The sequence below is a fragment of the Burkholderia sp. BCC1972 genome, assembly GCF_905339605.1.
GTDB lineage: Bacteria > Pseudomonadota > Gammaproteobacteria > Burkholderiales > Burkholderiaceae > Burkholderia.
This window is the reverse complement of the sequence record NZ_CAJPGH010000020.1, coordinates 22,814-42,553: the sequence shown is the minus strand read 5'-3', so window position 1 is coordinate 42,553 and position 19,740 is coordinate 22,814. Positions and strand designations below refer to the sequence as shown.

Below are 19,740 nucleotides of genomic sequence, written 5' to 3'. Positions count from 1 at the left end.
GTCAGCCTCCCACCACGTGCAGCCGCACGAAGACGGTCACGAAGCCCGCGACCATGAAGGTCGCCGTCGCGACCACCGAGCGCAGCGCACCGCGCGACATCCCGCACACGCCGTGGCCGCTCGTGCAGCCGCCTGCGTACCGCGTACCGATGCCGACCAGCAGGCCGGCCGCCAGCAATTCAGGCCAGCTCGCGTCGACCTGCGGTGTCAGGCCGGCTCCGGCGACACGCATCACGACCGGTGCGACGATCATCCCGCCGACGAACGCGATGCGCCAGTCGCGCTCGCCCGCCCCCGCAGTCAACAGGCCGCCGACGATCCCGCTGATGCCGGCAATCCGGCCGTTGAACGCGACGAGCCACGCGGCCGCGAGCCCGATCAGCACGCCGCCGGCCAGCGACAGCCACGGCGTGAAATGAAGCGCATCAAGCTGCATCGCGCGTCCCCTTCGCGGCCGCGCCGCAGAACTGTTCGTACAGCACGCCCATCACCGCGATCACGGCCGGGCTGTCGAGCGAATAGTGGATGTTCTTGCCGTCGCGGCGTGTACGGACCAGCGCGTTGTCCCGCAATACGCCGAGCTGCTGCGACAGCGTCGGCTGGCGAATGTCCAGCCGCGTCTCGAGATCGCTGACGCAGCGCTCGCCCTGCGACAGCTCGCACAGCAGCAGCAGCCGGTCGGGATTCGACAGCACCTTGAGGAGCGCGCAGGCCGATTCGGCGGCAGCGCGCATCTGATCGGGCTCGGGCAGCCCGGCGGGAAGAGCGTCGTTCATCGGGACAGGATTTCAATTAAAGCATCAATATTATATAAATTTATATATTGATGCATCCCGCCGCGCGTCCGCTGACGCCGCTGCTGCCCGCCTTCGCTCAGGCCTGCTCGCCCGCCACGCCATCGACACCCGCCGCCCGCGCCGCTTCGGCGCGCACCATGCCGAGCACCAGCACCGCGAGCGCCGCAATCGCGCACGGTGCCGCCACGACGGCAAACGCGGTCGACAGCGGCACGCCCATCGCCAGCATCGCGCCACCTGCCATCGATCCGACGACCGAACCGCCACGGCCGATCCCGTTCGCCCAGCTCACGCCGGTGGTCCGGCACGCGGTCGGATAGAACGCGGCCGACAGCGCATTCGCGCCGACCTGCGAACCCGACACGCAGAAACCGGCCGCGAACACGGCCAGCGCGGCCCCCCACGGCGACGCGGCAAACATGCCGATCGCCGCAACGAAGATGCCGGCCGCCGCATAGCTGCTGGCCAATACGCGATGCGGGTCGAAGCGATCCATCAACCCGCCGAGGACGATCGCGCCGAGCGTGCCGCCGACCTGGAACATCGCGGTCACGCGCGCGGCTGTCTGCAGCGTTGCACCGGTCGTGCGCAGCAGCGTCGGCAGCCAGCTCGACAGCAAGTAGATGACGAGCAGACTCATGAAGAACGTCAGCCACAGCAGCAGCGTGCCGCGCAGCAGGTCGGCATCGAACAGCCGGCCGAGCGGCGACCCGGCCGGCTTGCCGCCCGGTGCGACGAACGACGCGTGCGCGAGGTGCGGATCCGGTGCGATGCGGCCGAGCATCGCCGCGATCCGCGCGGCAGGCGCGTTCCGGTTGACGAGATAGCGCACCGATTCCGGCAGCCGCCAGGCGAGCACCGGCAGGAGCAGCAGCGGCGCGGCGCCGCCGACCACGAGCACCGAGCGCCAGCCGTGATGCTCGATCAGCGACGCGGCGGCGAGCCCGCCGAGCGCGGAGCCGATCGTGAAGCCGCAGAACATCGTCGTCACGAGCAGCGAGCGGCGGCGCGCCGGGCAGTATTCGGACGTCAGCGTGATCGCGTTCGGCATCGCGCCGCCGAGCCCGAGCCCGGTCAAGAAGCGCCACACGATCAGCTCGGCCGGGCCGCCCGCGCTCGCCGACGCGGCGCTCGCGATGCCGAAGCACGCCACGCACGCGAGCAGCAGGCGCTTGCGGCCGAACCGGTCGCCGAACGGCCCGAACACGAGCGCGCCGGCCATCAGCCCGGCCAGCCCTGCGCCGAACACGGGTGCCAGCTGCGCGGGCGACAAGCCCCATTCCGCGCGGATGACGGGTGCGATGAAACCGATCGATGCGGTATCGAACCCGTCGATCGCGACGATCAGAAAGCACAGAACGACGATCGCGGCCTGAAACGGCGCCACGCGATGCCGGTCGATCCATTCGCTGACGTCGATGGACAGCGTATCGGCCATGATGGTGTCTCCTCCAGGAAGGCGGTCGCGCGTCGTATGTCGTTGAAATGCGCGCCGCCGGATTCGGGCTGAACGGATGCGTTACGCGACCGTCTTCAGGCAATCCTCCGCGCGCCAGCCGTGCAGCCAGTCGAGCGCGTCGTAGAACCGCGCCTGCGTGCGGCCGACCCAGAGCCCGTTGCGCACCTGCCGCTCGACGCCTTTCGCGTGATAGATCCGTCCCATTTCCCGTGCCGAATACAGCACGCGTGCGGTACGCGGAATCCGCACGCGCTCGTACAGCGCGAACGCCGCCTCGAAATCGCCGTCGGTCCGTGCAACGGCTGCGCCGAGCGTCACTGCGTCCTCGAGCGCCTGGCATGCGCCCTGCGCGATGTACTGCGTCATCGGATGCGCGGCGTCGCCGAGCACCGTCGCGCGGCCCGCGCTCCAGCGCTCGACTGGATCGCGGTCGGCGGTCGCCCAGCGCTTCCACGACGTCGGCCGGTCGAGCATCTGCTTCGGCAGCGGGTGAATGCCGTCGAAGTACGACAGCACTTCTTCCTTGCTGCCCTCGCGCACGCCCCACGTCTCCTGCTCGCGGCTGTGGAACGTGACGACGAGGTTGTACTGCCGCCCGCCGCGCAGCGGATAGTGAACGAGATGGCAATGCGGGCCGGCCCACACGACCGGCGCATTGATCTGCAGATCCTTCGGCATGTTGTCGACGTCGACCACCGCGCGATACACGACGTGGCCCGTCACGCGATGTTCATCGCCGATCAGCGCCTGACGGATCGCGGATTTCACGCCGTCGCAGCCGATCACCGCGTCGGCGCGATAGCGTTCGCCATGCTGGTCGATCACGGTCACGCCGTTGCCGTCCTGCTCGAAGCCGCACACCTGCGTGCTCGTCCGGAACGCGATCAGCGGGTGATCCTTCACGGCCTCGTAGATCGACAGATGGATGTCCGCGCGATGGATCACCGCATACGGATTGCCGAAGCGCTCACGGTACGCGGCGCCCGTATCGATGCGCGCGACCTCGCGTGCATCGATCGCATCCATCAGTTGCAGCCAGTCGGTGAACACCGCGCGGCCGCGTGCGGCCTCGCCGACACCCAGCGCGTCGAGCGCGTTGAATGCGTTCGCCGCGAGCTGGATTCCCGCGCCGATCTCACCGATCTGCCCGGCCTGTTCGAGCAGCTTCACGCGGATGCCCTGGCGCGCGAGTGCCAGCGCCGCCGCCAGCCCGCCGATACCGCCGCCGATCACGAGTACGTGCCGGCCGTTGTTGTGTGTCTCGCCCATCTCTGTCTCCTGCTTCGTGTTATGCGACGTAATCCGGTTGCCGCTGCGGCTGCGCGGCGTCGAAAGCCGGCTCGTGGCGCGCGTGTTCGAACACCGCGAGGCTGCGCGGATACGCGCTCAGGTCGCAATCCATCCGCAACGCGTTCGCGACCTGCGGCACGAGGCACACGTCGGCGAGCGTCGGCGTGGCGCCGAAGCACCACGGGCCCTCGTCCGCGCGGGCCAGCAGCCGCTCGACGCCGGCCATCCCTTCCGCGATCCAGTGGCGATACCACGCGGTCTTCTGCTGCGGCGTGACCTTCAGCTCGCTGTCGAGATAGCGCAGCACGCGCAGGTTGTTGACGGGGTGGATGTCGCACGCGATCAGCGCGGCCAGTTCCAGCACGCGTGCCCGGCGGCGCGGTTCGAGCGGAATCAGGCGAGGCGTCGGCTGGATCTGGTCGAGGTAATCGAGGATCGCGAGCGACTGGCCGAGACGGAAATCGCCGTCGGCCAGCGCCGGCACCGCCGCCGACGGATTCACCTGCGCGACGTAAGCGGCATCGCGATGCTCGCCGGTGCGGATATTCACGGGCAGCGTGTCGTACGGCAATCCTTTCAGCGCGAGCGCGATGCGCACCCGGTAGGACGTCGAACTGTTGAAGAAGCTATGCAGTTGCACGATGTGGCCTTTCGGGGAAAGCGCGTCAGACCACGCGCACGGTCAGTTCGCCGAGGCGCTCGACGCCGACCTTCATCACGTCGCCGGCCACCACCGCGCCGACACCTTCCGGCGTACCCGTGAAGATCACGTCGCCCGGTTCGAGGCGGAAGAACTTCGACAGGTCGGCCACCGTCTCCGCGACCGACCAGATCAGGTGCGACACGTCGCTCTGCTGCTTCGTCGCGCCATTGACGGTCAGCCACAGTCCGCCCTGCTCGAAATGACCGACGTCGCTTGCCGGATGCACGGGCCCGATCGGCGCCGAGCGGTCGAACGCCTTGCCGATTTCCCACGGCCGGCCCATCTCGCGCATCTTCATCTGCAGGTCGCGGCGCGTCATGTCGAGGCCGACCGCATAGCCCCACACGTGTTCGAGTGCATGATCGAGCGGAATATCCGAGCCGCCCTTGCCGATCACCGCGACGAGTTCGGCTTCGTAGTGATAGTTCTGCGTCTGCGACGGATACGCGAGTTCGAGCGTTTCGCCGTACGCGACCGGCACGATCGAATCGGCCGGCTTGCAGAAGAAGAACGGCGGCTCGCGATCGGGATCGAAGCCCATTTCACGCGCATGGGCCGCGTAGTTGCGGCCGACGCAATAGACGCGGCGTACTGCGAATCGGGCATCGCTGCCGGCGACGGGCAGCGCGACGGGCGCTTCGGGCGGGAAAACGAAAGTCATGAACGGCTCCAGCGTAGGCATGAATGAAGGCGTGCGCCGCCACGACGGCGCACGGAAAACGGATCGTCGAACGCGGGCGGTATCAGTCGCGCGCTTCGCGCAGCAGGTTCAGCGCGGACAGCACGGGCCGGTCGGAATAGCTGAACAGCACGCTGTCGGACGACGCCGACAGCCGCACCGGCGCCCATGACGGCGCGACGAAGATGTCGTGCGGCTCGAACGCGAATGCGTTGTCGCCGATGTGTGCAGTGCCGGCGCCTTCGACGACGCAGTAGATCGTCGCGTCGGTGCTGCGGTACGTACGGCCGTCGAAACCGGCGGGCAGGAACTGCATGAAGGTGGCGATGGTCGGCATCGGCCAACCGCCGGTCGCGGGGTTCACATAGCGCAGCTTCACGCCGTCCCACGCATCGAGTTCGCCGTTCCGGTACAGCGCGTCGAGCGCGTCGCGGCTGCGTGCATACGGATAGCTGAACACCGGCGACGTCGGATCGCTCACGCGATGCCGCACCGGCACCATGTTGTGACCGAAGCGCGCGAGGCTGTCGCCTTCCGGGCGATTCACGGGCTGCACGGCTTCCGGATAGTTCTCCGCGAAACCGGCGTCGAGGCTCGCGACGAGCGGAATGTCGAGCCCGTCGAGCCACACGACCGGCTCGCCGCCCTCGTCCGCCGACGGATTGCCGTGGTCGTGCCACGCCCACGACGGCGTGATGATGAAGTCGCCCGGATGCATCGTCGTGCGCTCGCCGTTCACGGCCGTCCATGCGCCGCGCCCTTCGACGATGAAGCGCAACGCCGACTGCGTGTGCCGGTGGCTCGGCGCGATCTCGCCCGGCAGGATCAGCTGCAGCCCCGCATACAGGCTCGGCGTCATGCTCGACTTGCCGGGCAGCCCCGGGTTCTCCAGCACGAGCACGCGGCGCACGGCTTCTTCCGCGCTGATCACGCTGCCGGCCTGCATCACGAGGTCGCGTACCTGCGCGTACTTCCAGATCGCGGCCTGCGCGGCCGGCTGCGGCGATTTCGGCACGAGGTTGTGCAGCGATTCCCACAGCGGCGCGAGGCGCTGCTCGGCGATCCGTGCGTAGTAGGCGGCGCGCGACGCGTCCGGTTGGGTCGTCATGATGTCTCCTTCGAGGCGGCCGATCGGCGTCGGCGCCGGGTCTGTCTGGTCGGGGACCGTGCTGCAGTCCGTGAGTGGATTTATATTCGACGCAGCCATACCCGGTAAAATGGTCAAATCATCTGATTCATATAATTCTGGATATACCTTCTCGAGACGAGGCATGCGATGGACTGGACCCACCGGCTGCGATTGCGGCATCTCCAGGTACTGCTGAGCCTGGCCGGCACCGGCAACCTGAGCCAGTCGGCGGTGGCGCTCGCGACCACGCAGCCCGCGCTGTCGAAATGGCTGAAGGAGCTGGAAGAGGATGTCGGGCTGCCGCTGTTCGAGCGGCATGCGCGCGGCCTGCGGCCGACGCCGTACGGCGAAGCGTTGATCGAGCACGCGCGTCGCGTCGAAGCGCAGCTCGACGTCGCGCGCGACGACATGGCCGCGCTGCGCGAAGGCGGCAGCGGCCTCGTGACGATCGGCACGTCGGGCGTGGCGGCGGCCGACACGGTGCCGCTCGCGGTATCGCAGTTGCTGAAGCGGATGCCGCGCGCGCAGGTGCGGCTCACCGAAAGCACGATGAACCAGCTGATGCCGCAGCTCGCACGCAGCGAACTCGATATCGTCGTCGGCCGCTCGGGATCGACCTCCGTCGATCCGCTGCTGCATGCCGAAGCGCTGTACGTCGATCCGGTCGTGTTCGTCGCGCGGCCCGACCATGCGCTCGCCGGCGCGGCGTCGGTCGGCTGGGACGACGTGCTCGCCTACCCGTGGATCGTATGGCCGTCCGGCACGCCCGTGCACAACGCACTGGAAGCCGCGCTGAATGCCGCCGGCCGCGTGCAGCCGCCGCACTGCGTCGAATCGAATTCGTCGATCCTGAACCTCACACTGCTGAACAACACCGACCTGCTCGGCGTCGCGTCGCAGCGTGCCGCGCGGCGCTTCGCCCAACTGAACGCGATCCGCATCCTGCCGATGGAGCTCGAGGGCCAGGGCGCGGTGTCGATCTACTGGCACCCCGACAGCGCGAACCGCGCGGCCGTGGCCGCGACGATCGAGTGCCTGCGCGCCTGTGCGGCACCGCAAGTCGGCGGATGGGAGAAAGTGACGGTGGAGTAAGCAGCGCGGCGCGGCCCGGCGCGAACCGGGCCGCCTGGACGCGACGCGTCACGCGCCGTCGCAGGATGCGGTGCCGTCGAGCATCAGCGTGCCGACCCGCGCGGGGACGAGCGGCGTGCGCGGCACCGGCGGCGTCCAGCCGAACAGCGCCTGCGCGGCCGCGCCGCATACGCGGCCCTGGCACGCGCCCATCCCGCAACGCGATTGCAGCTTGGCAGCCGTCCAGCCAGGTGCCTGTGCGACCGAGTCGAAGCGCACATCCTCGCAACGGCACAGCAGCGTATCGGGCCGCGCGAGCCGGCGGATCGGCTCGCGGATCGCAAAGCGATCGCGCACGGCATCCGCAAAAGCCTGCCAGTGCGCGCGCCGCGCGACGAGCGCAGCCAACGGCGCCGTCTGCCCGGTCGCCGCGTAGCCGGCGATTTCGCCTTCGACCATCGCGAGTTCGCTGCCGCCGACACCCGTGCACTCGCCTGCTGCGAAATACCCGTCGCGGCTCGTACGCTGGTGCACATCGACCGCCACCGCGCCGTTGTCGATCCGGCAGCCGAGATGACTCGGCAGCACGGTGTTCGGCACGAGGCCGAAGCCGCACGCGAGCCGGTCGCAATCGACCTCGAACACACGATCGCCCTGCCGGATCCGCACGCGTTCGAGCCGCTTGTCGCCGAACGCCTCGACGACATGCGCATTGGGCCGGTAAGCGGCCGTGACGAGCTTCGCGGCCTGCACGAGCTTCGACGGCCAGCGCCACAGCCCCGTGCCGAAACCGGCCACTTCGCCCCATGCGGCCTGCTCGAGCACGTGCGACACGCGCGCGCCGGCGTGACGGGCGGTCGCCGCGCTCGCGAGCAGCAGCGGCCCGCTGCCGGCGATCACCGTGCGCTGGCCGCGCACGTCGAGGCCGTACTTGATCAGCGCCTGCAAACCGCCCGCCCCGGTGACGCCGGGCAGCGTCCAGCCCGGAAACGGCAGCAGCAGCTCGCGGGCACCGCAGCAGAGGATCAGCGTCCGGAAATCGAGCAGCCGCCCGCGCTCGTCGTCCTCGAGCAGCAGCGTGCCCGGCTGCGTTTCGGCGACGATGCGCGTCGCCGCGAGATGCGTGACGTTCGGCTGCCGCAGCACGGCGAGTCGTTCGGCGGCGGCCGGCGCAGGCGTGGCCGCTGCACCCTGCCGCCAGATCTGCCCGCCCGCGCGCGGGTTGTCGTCGACGATCGCGACCGTCGCGCCGCTTTGCGCGGCGGCCCGCGCGGCCGACAGCCCGGCGGGGCCCGCGCCGACGATCGCGACGTCGACGCTCAGTCGTTCCTGTTTCATCGCGTGCGCTCCACGTGCATCCCGTCGCGGCACAGCGTCTGGCACGCCAGCCGGCGCCGGCCGTCGATCGTCATCCGGCATTCCTGGCAAATGCCCATCCCGCAAAACGGCGCACGCGCCGCACCCGTGCACGACACACGCGTCGTGTCGTCGCCGCTCGCCGCGACGGCGGCCGCGACGGTCGCGCCGTCGGCCACCGTCAGCGCGCGGCCGTCCAGATGAATGATCATGTCAGCCTCCGCCGGGCCGCCCCAAGGGCGTAGCAGGGAATTCGCAGAGCATCGCTCTGCGCCTGCGTAGCCGGCCGGCTTTGCAAAGCCGGCCGTGGGCGGCTGACCGCCCCCGCGGGGGGCGCCTTGCATGGGACCGGAGCAAGCAATGAAGCGCCGACTCCGGTCGACAGCGAACGAAGTGAGCGTGGGGGTCGTTTCATGTCAACACTCCGGCCAAGGAGGACGCAGTCAGGAAGCGTCCCGGCAAATACGGTTCGATATCGATCGGCGGCCGCTCGCCGGCCATCAGCGCGGCGACGAGCCGCGCGCTGCCCGGCGCTGTCGTCACGCCGAGCCCCTCGTGCCCGACCGCGAGCCACACGCCCGGCCTTGCCGGGTGCTCGCCGAGCAGCGGCAGGCCATCGGGGCTCGCGGAGCGGAAGCCGGTCCATGAGCGGATGCCGTTCAGGTCGGCCAGATCCGGCAAATAGCCGACCGCGCGGCGCAGCATGCGTGCGAGCACGGGCGGCTCGACGCGCGCATCCTCGGTGTCGAACTGGCGCGACGAGCCGATCAGCAACTGGCCGGTCGGCCGTGGCTGCACATTGAACGCGACCGACGTGCCGTCGCTCGCATGCGCGCTCGCCGCATAGCCGAGCTCGACGAGCTGGTGCGACACGTGTCCCGGATAGCGGTCGGTAATCAACAAGTGGCCCTTTTTCGGGCGCAGCGGCAGCTCGGGCAGCAGCGTGCGCGCGGCGACGCCATTCGCGACGACCACGCGCTCCGCACGCAGCGTGTCGCCGCTTGCAAGCGTCACGCTCGGGCCATCGACCGCGCCATCGACCGCGACGGCCCGGTCGCGACGCAACGTGATGCGCGGCGCGCACTGCAGCAGCCAGTTCGCGGTAACCGGCGCGTAGAGAATCGCGTCGCCGGGAATCTTCAGCGCGCCGCCGAGGCCCGTGCGCAGCATCGGCTCCAGTTGCGCGAGCGCCGCCGCGTCGATCAGTTCGCCGGCCACGCCGTGCGCGGCGAGCGTCGCCTGCTTCGCACGTGCCAGATCCATCTCGTGCGCATCGGCCGCGAGCCACAGCGTGCCGCAGTTGCGATAGGCGCAGCCTTCCGGCATCTCGCCGCTCAACGCGCGCCACAACTCGATCGAGTAATGGCTCAGCGCGAGCTCGGCCGCGTTGTCGTCCATCGCGACGAGGTGGCCCATCCCTGCGCCGGTCGCGCCGCCGCTCGCGTCGTCGACGACGAGCACGCGCAGCCCGCGCTGCGCGAGTTCGTGCGCGCACGCCGCGCCGACGATGCCGGCGCCGATCACGACGACGTCGGTCTTCGTTTCGCTCACGACCCGATGCCCCAGCCGAACGGGTCGTCTGCCTCGATCAGCAGCGTCGCTTCCGCGCTCAGGTGCGCGCTGCCGCGGATCGTCGGCACGATGCCGCCGTCGGCCTGCTCGTAGCTCGCGTGGAACACGCTGCCGATCACGCTCGCCTGCCGCCACACGGCGCCCGGCGCGAGCTTGCCGTCGGCCGCGAGGCACGCGAGCTTCGCGCTGGTGCCGGTGCCGCACGGCGAACGATCGTACGCGAGGCCCGGGCACAGCACGAAGCTGCGGCTGTCGTGCTCGGGATCGTCGGCGAACAGCTCGATATGGTCGATCTCGCCGCCGTTCGCGCCGGTGATGCCCGCCCGTTCGAGCCCTTCGCGGACGGCCGACGCATACGCGGTGAGCGCCGCGACGTTGTCGCCGGCCACGCGCTGCCCGTGGTCGCTGATCAGGAAGAACCAGTTGCCGCCCCACGCGATGTCGCCCTTCACGGGGCCGTATCCCGGCACGTCGAGCGCGACGCCCTGCGTATGGCGATATGCGGGCACGTTGCGCACGCTGACCGACAGGTCGTCGTGCAGCGTGGCCTCGACGGTGCCGACGGGCGTTTCGATCCGGTGCACGCCCGGCGCGATGCGCCCCATGTGATGCAGCGTGCGCACGACGCCGATCGTGCCGTGCCCGCACATCCCGAGGTAGCCGCTATTGTTGAAGAAGATCACGCCGGCCGCCGCGTCGGGCGAGACGGGTTCGCACAGCAGCGCGCCGACCAGCACGTCGCTGCCGCGCGGCTCGAGGATGCACGCGGTGCGGTAGCGGTCGTGCTCGCGCGCGAGCACGTCGCGGCGCTCGGCCATCGTGCCGCTGCCGAGCGACGGGAAGCCGGACACGACGAGCCGAGTGGGTTCGCCGCCCGTGTGCGAATCGATGATCTGGATGCGCTTCATCATGAGCTGTCCGAAGTGGGGAAAGGAGCATAGCTTCCTCCGTCGCGCGTCCGTCCGCTTGTGGGTTTTCGATGAGGACGACGACGAAATCGGCATAGTCCGACGCACCCCTCCCGCGCCGGCCGGCCGCTGTGCCGATTTCGTCATTTTGCTCCGCGATACGACTCAAGCGTGATGGGCGTTTGCGCGGCGATACTGGTTGCCACACCGACACACCCGTCGGCCGACCGATACGAACGTAGGAGATTTCAGTGAGCCGAAACGCCATTCAGTGGACCGGGGTTTTCCCGGCCGTCAGCACCCAGTTCAAGCCGGACTTTTCCCTCGACATCGACGCCACGCACCGCGTGGTCAAGAACCTGGTGAACGACGGCGTGTCGGGCCTCGTGGTCTGCGGCACGGTCGGCGAAAACACGTCGCTGTCGACGAGCGAGAAACTCCAGGTGATCGAGGCCGCGCGCGATGCGGCCGGCGGCAAGATTCCGGTGATCGCCGGCATCGCCGAATTCACCACCGAATTCGCACGCAACACGGTGCGTGAAGCGCAGCGCGTCGGCGTCGACGGCGTGATGGTGATGCCCGCGCTCGTGTACTCGGCGAAGCCGCACGAAACCGCCGCGCACTTCCGCGCGGTCGCGACGAGCACCGACCTGCCGGTGATGGTCTACAACAACCCGCCGATCTACAAGAACGACGTGACGCCCGACGTGCTGATCGCGCTGCAGGATTGCGAGAACATCGTCTGCTTCAAGGATTCGTCGGGCGATACGCGCCGCTTCATCGACCTGCGCAATGCGGTCGGCGATCGCTTCGTGCTGTTCGCGGGCCTCGACGACGTCGTGGTCGAGAGCATCGCGGTCGGCGCCGAAGGCTGGGTGTCGGGCATGTCGAACGCGTTCCCGAAGGAAGGCGAGACGCTGTTCCGCCTCGCGAAGCAGAAGCGCTTCGACGAAGCGCTCGCGCTCTATCGCTGGTTCATGCCGCTGCTGCACCTCGATGCGCGCCCCGACCTCGTGCAATGCATCAAGCTGTGCGAAGAACTGGTCGGCCGCGGCAGCGCGATCACGCGTCCGCCGCGCCTCGCGCTGCAGGGCGACACGCTCGCGGAAGTGAAGGCGATCGTCGCGAAGGCGCTCGAAACGCGCCCGGCACTGCCCGACGTCGGTCTCTGATCGACTCCCCTGCGGCGGCGCGCGGGCCTGCCCTGCACACCGCCGCCTCCGGTCCGGCATTGGCCCGCGGGCCCGTTCGCTCCGGCGCCCACCCGCGCCGCAGGTGAGCGGCCCGCAGCCCGCCCCGGTCGTTCGAACCGGGCGACGCCGGCCGGCAGGCGTGCGCGCTGCTCCGTCGGAGCGCGCGCAACTCGCGCCTGCACCGCCATTCCCCCAGGAGACAAGCCCATGCCAGGCCAAGGCAACGCTCACCCGTCTGTCCCGCTTTCCCGTTCCGCGCACCCCGACGCGGGTCACGGCAAGTTCAAGAAACAGCTGTCGCTGACCGATCTCACCTTCATCGGTCTCGGCGCCATTTTCGGTTCGGGGTGGCTGTTCGCCGCGAGTCACGTGTCGACGATCGCGGGCCCGGCCGGCATCTTCTCGTGGCTGCTCGGCGGCTTCGCGGTGCTGCTGCTCGGCATCGTCTACTGCGAACTCGGCGCCGCGCTGCCGCGCGCGGGCGGCGTGGTGCGCTACCCGGTGTTCTCGCACGGCCCGCTGCTCGGCTATCTGATGGGCTTCATCACGCTGATCGCCTTTTCGAGCCTGATCGCGATCGAGGTCGTCGCCGCGCGCCAGTATGCGGCCGCGTGGTTTCCGGGCCTCACCGTCGAAGGATCGAGCGACCCGACCACCGTCGGCTGGCTCGTGCAGGCCGCGCTGCTCTGCTTCTTCTTTTACCTGAACTATTCGAGCGTGAAGACGTTCGCGAAAGCGAACAACATCATCAGCATCTTCAAGTTCATCGTGCCGCTGGCGGTGATCGCGGTGCTGTTCACGTTCTTCAAGCCCGCGAACCTCACCGTGCAAGGCTTCGCGCCGTTCGGCATGCCGGGCATCGAGATGGCCGTGTCCGCCGGCGGCATCATCTTCGCGTATCTCGGGCTCACGCCGATCGTGTCGGTCGCGAGCGAGGTGCGCAATCCGCAGCGCACGATCCCGATCGCGCTGATCCTGTCGATCCTGCTGTCGACGCTGATCTACGTGCTGCTGCAGCTCGCGTTCATCGGCAGCATCCCGACGGCGATGCTCACCGGCGGCTGGCACGACGTGAGCAAGGCGTTCTCGCTGCCGTACCGCGACATCGCGCTCGCGCTCGGCGTCGGCTGGCTCGCGGTGATGGTGGTCGCCGACGCGATGATCTCGCCGAGCGGCTGCGGCAACATCTACATGAACGCGACGCCGCGCGTCGTCTACGGCTGGGCGAAGACGGGCACGTTCTTCAAGGTGTTCACGCGCGTCGACGAAGCGTCGGGCATCCCGCGCGCTGGCCTGTGGCTCACGTTCGGCCTCGCGATCTTCTGGACGCTGCCGTTCCCGTCGTGGGAAGCGCTGATCAACATCGTGTCGGCCGCGCTCGTGCTGAGCTACGCGGTCGCACCGGTGTCGGTCGCCGCGCTGCGCCGCACCGCGCCCGACCTGCCGCGGCCGTTCCGCGCGAGCGCGTTCGGCCTCACCGGCCCGGCGTCGTTCGTGATCGCCGCGCTGATCGTCTACTGGTCGGGCTGGAGCACCGTGTCCTGGCTGCTCGGCCTGCAGATCGTGATGTTCGTCATCTATCTCGCGTGCCGCCGCTGGGTGCCGACCGCGCACCTGAGCCTCGCCGAGCAAGTGCGCTCGTCGGCTTGGCTGATCGCGTTCTACGCCGCGATGATCGTGCTGTCGTATCTCGGCGGCTTCGGCGGCACGGGCCGGCTTGCGCATCCGTACGACACGGTCGTCGTCGCGGCCGTCGCGCTCGTCATCTACTACTGGGGCGCCAATACCGGCGTGCGCGCCGACAAGCTGCAACTCGACGACGACGAGGACTGACGCACCCGCGCCCTTTCCCATGATCCCTGCGGCCGGGCACACCACGCCCGGCCCCTGCTTTTTCCGAGGAAAACCATGCAACTCACAGGTCAACTGCTGATCGGCCAGTCCGCCGTCGCCGGACAGAACGGCACCCTCCACGCGATCGCCGCCGCCACCGGCGAACCGCTCGAACCCGCTTTCGGCGGTGCGAGCCTGCACGACCTGGAGGCGGCCTGCGCGCTCGCCGACGACGCGTTCGACACCTATCGCGAAACCTCGCTCGAAGCCCGCGCCGCGTTTCTCGACGCGATCGGCCGCCACATCATGGCGCTCGGCGACGACCTGATCGAGCGCTGCGTCATCGAAACGGGGCTGCCGCGCGCACGCATCGAAGGCGAGCGCGGACGCACGGTCGGCCAGCTCGCGCTGTTCGCGTCGCTCGTGCGCGACGGCGGCTTTCTCGACGCGCGCATCGATCCGGCGCGCCCCGAACGCAAGCCGCTGCCGCGCGTCGACCTGCGGCTGCGCAACGTCGCGGTCGGGCCCGTCGCCGTGTTCGGCGCGTCGAACTTCCCGCTCGCGTTCTCGGTCGCCGGCGGCGATACGGCATCGGCGCTCGCGGCCGGCTGCCCGGTGATCGTCAAGGCCCATTCCGCGCACCCGGGCACGTCGGAACTCGTCGGCCGCGCGATCCAGCAGGCCGCGCGCGAATGCGCGATGCCGGCCGGCGTGTTCTCGCTGCTGTTCGATGCGTCGCGCGAGATCGGCCAGGCGCTCGTCGCCGATCCGCGCATCAAGGCCGTCGGCTTCACCGGGTCGCGGCGCGGCGGCGTCGCGCTGATGCATATCGCGGCCGCGCGAGCCGAGCCGATTCCGGTCTATGCGGAAATGAGCTCGATCAATCCCGTGCTGCTGTTTCCCGCCGCGCTCGAGGCGCGCCACGACGCGATCGCGCCGCAGTTCGTCGCTTCGCTCACGCTCGGCGCCGGCCAGTTCTGCACGAACCCGGGCCTGGTGCTCGCCGTCGACGGCCCCGCGCTGCGCGCGTTCGAAGCCGCGGCGGCCGATGCCGTACGCGCGGCGGCCGCGCAGACGATGCTGACGCCGCCTATCCACGCGAGCTATGCGCAAGGCGTCGCGGCGCTGCGCGAGCACGACGCGGTCGAACTGCTGGCGGAAGGCGCGACAGGCGGCCGCCACCAGGCCCGCGCGGCGCTGTTCGCGACCTCGGCCGACGCGTTCATCGCGCACCCCGAGCTGCGCGACGAAGTATTCGGCCCCGCGTCGCTGATCGTCCGCTGTCCGGATGCCGACACGCTGCATCGCGTGCTGAAGTCGCTCGACGGCCAGCTGACGATTGCCGCGCATCTCGCCGACGGCGACGCAGCGCTGTTCGCCGCGCTGCGCCCGACGCTCGAACGCAAGGCCGGCCGCATTCTCGTCAACGGCTTCGGCACCGGCGTCGAGGTCGGCCATGCGATGGTGCACGGCGGCCCGTTCCCCGCGACATCCGACACGCGCACGACCTCCGTCGGCGCACGCGCGATCGAGCGCTTCCTGCGCCCCGTGTCCTACCAGGACCTGCCGGACGCGCTGCTGCCGGACGCGATCCGCAGCGGCAATCCGCTGAAGGTGCCGCAACGCATCGATGGCGTACCCGCGCCGCGCGAGGTGAACCATGTCTGAGCAAAGCGCCGAAGTCGTCCTGTCGCTCGACGAGGTCCACGCGCTCGCGTTGCGCGTGCTGACGCACAACGGGATGTCCGACGCGCATGCGCGGGCCATCGCCAACGTGATCACGCAGGGCCAGCGCGACGAATGCCATTCGCACGGCGTGTACCGGCTGCTCGTCTGCGTGCGTTCGCTGAAGAAGGGCAAGGTCGATCCGCAAGCGGTGCCGACGCTGCGCAAGCTGTCGTCGTCGATCGTTTCCGTCGATGCGCATCGCGGCTTCTCGCTGCTGAGCTTCGAAACCGGGTTGCCGGTGCTGGTCGGGATGGCGAAGGCGCACGGGATCGCCGCGATGACGATCAATCACTGCTACCACTTCTCCGCGCTGTGGCCCGAGGTCGAGGCGATCGCGGCCGAGGGGCTGGTCGGCATCGCGATGAACCCGAGCCACAGCTGGGTCGCGCCGGAGGGCGGCCGCGAACCCGTGTTCGGCACGAACCCGATCGCGTTCGCGTGGCCGCGCCCGGGCGGCGAGCCGTTCGTGTTCGATTTCGCGACGAGCGCGATCGCGCGCGGCGACATCGAGCTGCACGCGAAGCAAGGCAAGGCGATTCCATCGCACTGGGCGATCGATGCCGACGGCCAGCCGACCACCGACCCGAAGGCCGCGCTGCAAGGTGCGATGCGCACGTTCGGCGGTCACAAGGGCTCGGCGCTCGCGGCGATGGTCGAATTGCTCGGCGGCGCGCTGATCGGCGATATGACGAGCCGCGAATCGATGGACTTCGACGAAGGCGTCGGCGCGACGCCGTGCCACGGCGAGCTCGTGATCGCGTTCGACCCGAAGGTGTTCCTCGGCGACGATCTCGACGCAGGCCTCGCGCGCGGCGAACGGATGTTCGAATCGATCGTCGCGCAGGGTGCGCGGCTGCCGTCGCAACGGCGCTTCGACGCCCGCGCGCGCAGCATCGCGAACGGCGTGCGGGTTCCGAAAGCGCTGTACGACGAGATCCTGACGCTGCTCGACTGACGCCGGGGCGCCGGGGCGGCGCGGATTCGTCATCGACGAGCAGGCGACTCCACCGCCGCCCGAACCGGCCGGGCGGACCGCCCGTCACCACCAGCCCCTTACGCCGCCCGCACCCGTCGCCGGCCCCGTGGGCGCCACGCCCGCGGCGGCTGTGGGATAATCGACAGGTTTGCCCAGGGCGCAGCTCAAGAGGTTGTTCGCACGGGCGCGAGAGAGGCCTTTATTCCCCGTGCCTCCACCCTTTTCCGCGATCTTTCTTCAGCAACCACAATGCCCACTTACCGTTCCAAAACCTCCACCGCCGGCCGCAACATGGCAGGTGCGCGCTCGCTGTGGCGCGCCACCGGCATGAAAGACGACGATTTCTCGAAGCCGATCATCGCGGTCGTCAACTCGTTTACGCAGTTCGTGCCCGGGCACGTGCACCTGAAGGATCTCGGCCAGCTCGTCGCGCGCGAGATCGAGGCCGCGGGCGGCGTCGCGAAGGAATTCAACACGATCGCGGTCGACGACGGCATCGCGATGGGCCACGACGGCATGCTGTATTCGCTGCCGAGCCGCGACATCATCGCCGACTCGGTCGAGTACATGGTGAACGCGCACTGCGCGGATGCGATGGTGTGCATCTCGAACTGCGACAAGATCACGCCGGGGATGCTGATGGCCGCGATGCGCCTCAACATTCCGGTGATCTTCGTGTCGGGCGGCCCGATGGAAGCCGGCAAGACGCGCCTCTCGAACCCCGTTACCAAGACCGTCGAACTGAAGAAGCTCGACCTCGTCGATGCGATGGTGATCGCGGTCGACCCGTCGTATTCGGACGCCGAAGTCGCCGAAGTCGAACGCTCGGCCTGCCCGACCTGCGGCTCGTGCTCGGGCATGTTCACTGCGAACTCGATGAACTGCCTGACCGAAGCGCTCGGCCTGTCGCTGCCGGGCAACGGCACGGTGGTCGCCACCCACGCCGATCGCGAACAGCTGTTCAAGCGCGCCGGCCGCCGCATCGTCGAGCTGACGCGCCAGCACTACGAGCAGGACGACGAACGCGTGCTGCCGCGCTCGGTCGGCTTCGCCGCATTCGAGAACGCGATGACGCTCGACATCGCGATGGGCGGCTCGACCAACACGATCCTGCACCTGCTGGCGATCGCGCAGGAAGCCGGCATCGACTTCACGATGAAGGACATCGACCGCCTGTCGCGCTCGGTGCCGCAGCTGTGCAAGGTCGCGCCGAACACGAACAAGTACCACATCGAGGACGTGCACCGCGCAGGCGGCATCATGGCGATCCTCGGCGAGCTCGAACGCGCCGGCAAGCTGCACACCGACGTGCCGACCGTGCACGCTCCGACGCTGAAGGATGCACTGGACCAGTGGGACATCGTCCGCACGCAGGACGATGCGGTCCGCACGTTCTACCTGGCCGGCCCGGCCGGCATCCCGACGCAGGTGGCGTTCAGCCAGGACACGCGCTGGCCGAGCCTCGATCTCGATCGCGCCGAAGGCTGCATCCGCTCGTACGAGCATGCGTTCTCGAAGGAAGGCGGCCTCGCGGTGCTGACGGGCAACATCGCGCTCGACGGCTGCGTGGTGAAGACGGCCGGTGTCGACGAAAGCATCCTCGTGTTCGAGGGCGCGGCTCACGTGACCGAATCGCAGGACGAAGCCGTTGAAAACATCCTGAACGACAAGGTCAAGGCCGGCGACGTGGTGATCGTGCGCTACGAGGGCCCGAAGGGCGGCCCGGGCATGCAGGAAATGCTCTACCCGACCAGCTACATCAAGTCGAAGGGGCTCGGCAAGGCCTGCGCGCTGCTGACGGACGGCCGCTTCTCGGGCGGTACGTCGGGCCTGTCGATCGGCCACTGCTCGCCGGAAGCGGCAGCCGGCGGCGCGATCGGCCTCGTGCGCGACGGCGACCGGATCCGCATCGACATCCCGAACCGCACGATCAACGTGCTGGTGTCGGACGAGGAACTGGCGCGCCGCCGCGAAGAGCAGAACGCGAAGGGCTGGAAGCCGGCGCAGCCGCGTCCGCGCAAGGTGTCCGCCGCGCTGAAGGCCTACGCGAAGCTGGTCATGTCGGCCGACAAGGGCGCCGTGCGCGACCTGTCGCTGCTGGACGACTGACGCAAGGGGCCTAGCTGGTAGTCGGTTGCGGCCCATGCAGCCGACTGCTCGCCCGAATCAAAAGCCGCTCTCCGGAGCGGCTTTTTTTCGTTCGGCGTACGGAGAAACCGCGGCGCCGGCGCATCAGTGACGGAATTCTTCGGGGCCGCCACCGCCTCCGCCCCCGCCGTGGGTACCGCCACCATTTCCACCACCTTGCGGCCGCGCATAACCGCCGCCGCCCCCGCCTCCCTGGCGCACCGGCGGCGGCATCGGACGCGCGTCGCCACCCGGCGCGGGCGTCGGGCGCACCACGGCCGGCGGCGGGCTGGCCGGACGCGCGTTGCCCGCCCCGCCCGGCATCGGTGAAGGCGCCGGTGCCGCCGGCGGCGGTGTGCGGATCGCGCCGTTCCAGCCGCCGCGCGCAGCCGACGGCCGCGTGTCGTGCACGGGCGGCTGACCGCCCGGTACAACCTGCATCGGCCCGCCCGGCTGCGGACGGCCTTGTCCCGGCGGCACGCCTCCGGGGCCGAGCCTCGGTTCCGGACGATGCGCCCAGCGATCGCGGTCGTGGTACCACGGGCGGTGCCGGTAATAGCGATCCCAGTACGCACCGATCGCGAATCCCGTCACGGGGACACCGATGATCGCGCCGTACTCGAGCAACGGCACGTAGTTGCCCTGGTACGGATACTCGAGCAACTGCGCGTCGATCCAGCCGCGCACGCCCGGCAGCGCGACGTCGCACCACGAGTAGTCGCTCAGGCAGCCGAATACGTCCAGCGCGGTATCGGGCGGGATCTGCGCGACCACCGGATAGTCGGGCGCCGGCCCCGCAAACAGCTCGGCCGGCGAGTTCGTGTAAGCGCTGCTCTGCGCGTCGGCCATGCCCGGCACGGCTGCAAGGCCGGCCAGGGCGACGCACAGACTTCCGACAAACGTGTGCCTCATGATGCTC

At 69.4% G+C, this 19,740-nt stretch carries 18 protein-coding genes; 6 read left to right on the top strand and 12 right to left on the bottom strand.

What is annotated here, in order from left to right; genetic code table 11:
- Position 1 precedes the first annotated feature (1 nt).
- The 7 genes from U5798_RS25440 to gtdA all read right to left on the bottom strand — a co-directional run bounded on the left by U5798_RS25440 (position 2) and on the right by gtdA (position 6,036).
- On the bottom strand, positions 2–436 hold the full coding sequence (locus U5798_RS25440; RefSeq protein WP_322083586.1) for a YeeE/YedE family protein: 435 nt from the start codon (positions 434–436) through the stop codon (positions 2–4).
- On the bottom strand, positions 426–776 hold the full coding sequence (locus U5798_RS25435) for a metalloregulator ArsR/SmtB family transcription factor (protein ID WP_322083585.1): 351 nt from the start codon (positions 774–776) through the stop codon (positions 426–428). The genes U5798_RS25440 and U5798_RS25435 overlap by 11 nt, the downstream gene beginning before the upstream one ends.
- Before the next feature lie 97 nt (positions 777–873).
- On the bottom strand, positions 874–2,235 hold the full coding sequence (locus U5798_RS25430) for an aromatic acid/H+ symport family MFS transporter (protein WP_322083584.1): 1,362 nt from the start codon (positions 2,233–2,235) through the stop codon (positions 874–876).
- 81 nt (positions 2,236–2,316) lie between these two features.
- Positions 2,317–3,525 (bottom strand): 3-hydroxybenzoate 6-monooxygenase, encoded by a 1,209-nt coding sequence (locus U5798_RS25425; RefSeq protein WP_322083583.1) that lies wholly within the window; start codon positions 3,523–3,525, stop codon positions 2,317–2,319.
- Positions 3,526–3,544: 19 nt separating this feature from the next.
- Complete coding sequence (gene maiA, locus U5798_RS25420; protein WP_322083582.1) at positions 3,545–4,186, bottom strand: maleylacetoacetate isomerase; 642 nt, start codon at positions 4,184–4,186, stop codon at positions 3,545–3,547.
- 25 nt (positions 4,187–4,211) lie between these two features.
- Positions 4,212–4,910 carry a fumarylacetoacetate hydrolase family protein gene (locus U5798_RS25415; RefSeq protein WP_322083581.1) on the bottom strand — a complete coding sequence of 233 codons (699 nt, stop codon included), beginning with the start codon at positions 4,908–4,910 and terminating at the stop codon, positions 4,212–4,214.
- A gap of 82 nt (positions 4,911–4,992) precedes the next feature.
- Positions 4,993–6,036 carry a gentisate 1,2-dioxygenase gene (gene gtdA, locus U5798_RS25410; protein WP_322083580.1) on the bottom strand — a complete coding sequence of 348 codons (1,044 nt, stop codon included), beginning with the start codon at positions 6,034–6,036 and terminating at the stop codon, positions 4,993–4,995.
- Between the two features lie 168 nt (positions 6,037–6,204).
- Between gtdA and U5798_RS25405 the strand changes: the two genes are divergently transcribed.
- Entirely contained in the window at positions 6,205–7,149 is a 945-nt protein-coding gene (locus U5798_RS25405) for a LysR family transcriptional regulator (protein ID WP_124448062.1), read from the top strand.
- Positions 7,150–7,197: 48 nt separating this feature from the next.
- On the opposite strand, the gene U5798_RS25400 is transcribed toward U5798_RS25405, so the two are convergent.
- The 4 genes from U5798_RS25400 to U5798_RS25385 all read right to left on the bottom strand — a co-directional run bounded on the left by U5798_RS25400 (position 7,198) and on the right by U5798_RS25385 (position 10,964).
- Positions 7,198–8,466 (bottom strand): FAD/NAD(P)-binding oxidoreductase, encoded by a 1,269-nt coding sequence (locus tag U5798_RS25400; RefSeq protein ID WP_322083579.1) that lies wholly within the window; start codon positions 8,464–8,466, stop codon positions 7,198–7,200.
- Positions 8,463–8,696 carry a 2Fe-2S iron-sulfur cluster-binding protein gene (locus U5798_RS25395; protein WP_124448064.1) on the bottom strand — a complete coding sequence of 78 codons (234 nt, stop codon included), beginning with the start codon at positions 8,694–8,696 and terminating at the stop codon, positions 8,463–8,465. The genes U5798_RS25400 and U5798_RS25395 overlap by 4 nt, the downstream gene beginning before the upstream one ends.
- Before the next feature lie 199 nt (positions 8,697–8,895).
- Positions 8,896–10,035: an FAD-binding oxidoreductase gene (locus U5798_RS25390; RefSeq protein ID WP_322083578.1), complete on the bottom strand. Its 1,140-nt coding sequence runs from the start codon at positions 10,033–10,035 to the stop codon at positions 8,896–8,898.
- Positions 10,032–10,964 (bottom strand): 4-hydroxyproline epimerase, encoded by a 933-nt coding sequence (locus U5798_RS25385; RefSeq protein WP_322083637.1) that lies wholly within the window; start codon positions 10,962–10,964, stop codon positions 10,032–10,034. The genes U5798_RS25390 and U5798_RS25385 overlap by 4 nt, the downstream gene beginning before the upstream one ends.
- A 251-nt stretch (positions 10,965–11,215) precedes the next feature.
- On the opposite strand from U5798_RS25385, the gene U5798_RS25380 reads away from it, so the two are divergent.
- The 5 genes from U5798_RS25380 to ilvD all read left to right on the top strand — a co-directional run bounded on the left by U5798_RS25380 (position 11,216) and on the right by ilvD (position 18,803).
- The gene (locus tag U5798_RS25380; protein ID WP_006484863.1) at positions 11,216–12,136 is read left to right on the top strand and encodes a dihydrodipicolinate synthase family protein; all 921 of its coding nucleotides are present in this window, start codon (positions 11,216–11,218) and stop codon (positions 12,134–12,136) included.
- 228 nt (positions 12,137–12,364) lie between these two features.
- The gene (locus U5798_RS25375; protein ID WP_322083577.1) at positions 12,365–13,990 is read left to right on the top strand and encodes an APC family permease; all 1,626 of its coding nucleotides are present in this window, start codon (positions 12,365–12,367) and stop codon (positions 13,988–13,990) included.
- Positions 13,991–14,065: 75 nt separating this feature from the next.
- Positions 14,066–15,658: an aldehyde dehydrogenase (NADP(+)) gene (locus U5798_RS25370; protein WP_322083576.1), complete on the top strand. Its 1,593-nt coding sequence runs from the start codon at positions 14,066–14,068 to the stop codon at positions 15,656–15,658.
- Complete coding sequence (locus U5798_RS25365; RefSeq protein WP_322083575.1) at positions 15,651–16,673, top strand: Ldh family oxidoreductase; 1,023 nt, start codon at positions 15,651–15,653, stop codon at positions 16,671–16,673. The genes U5798_RS25370 and U5798_RS25365 overlap by 8 nt, the downstream gene beginning before the upstream one ends.
- A 270-nt stretch (positions 16,674–16,943) precedes the next feature.
- On the top strand, positions 16,944–18,803 hold the full coding sequence (ilvD, locus tag U5798_RS25360) for a dihydroxy-acid dehydratase (RefSeq protein WP_322083574.1): 1,860 nt from the start codon (positions 16,944–16,946) through the stop codon (positions 18,801–18,803).
- A 123-nt stretch (positions 18,804–18,926) separates the two neighbouring features.
- Here ilvD and U5798_RS25355 read toward each other — a convergent pair whose 3' ends face one another.
- Positions 18,927–19,733: a peptide-binding protein gene (locus U5798_RS25355; protein ID WP_322083573.1), complete on the bottom strand. Its 807-nt coding sequence runs from the start codon at positions 19,731–19,733 to the stop codon at positions 18,927–18,929.
- Between the last annotated feature and the right edge of the window lie 7 nt (positions 19,734–19,740).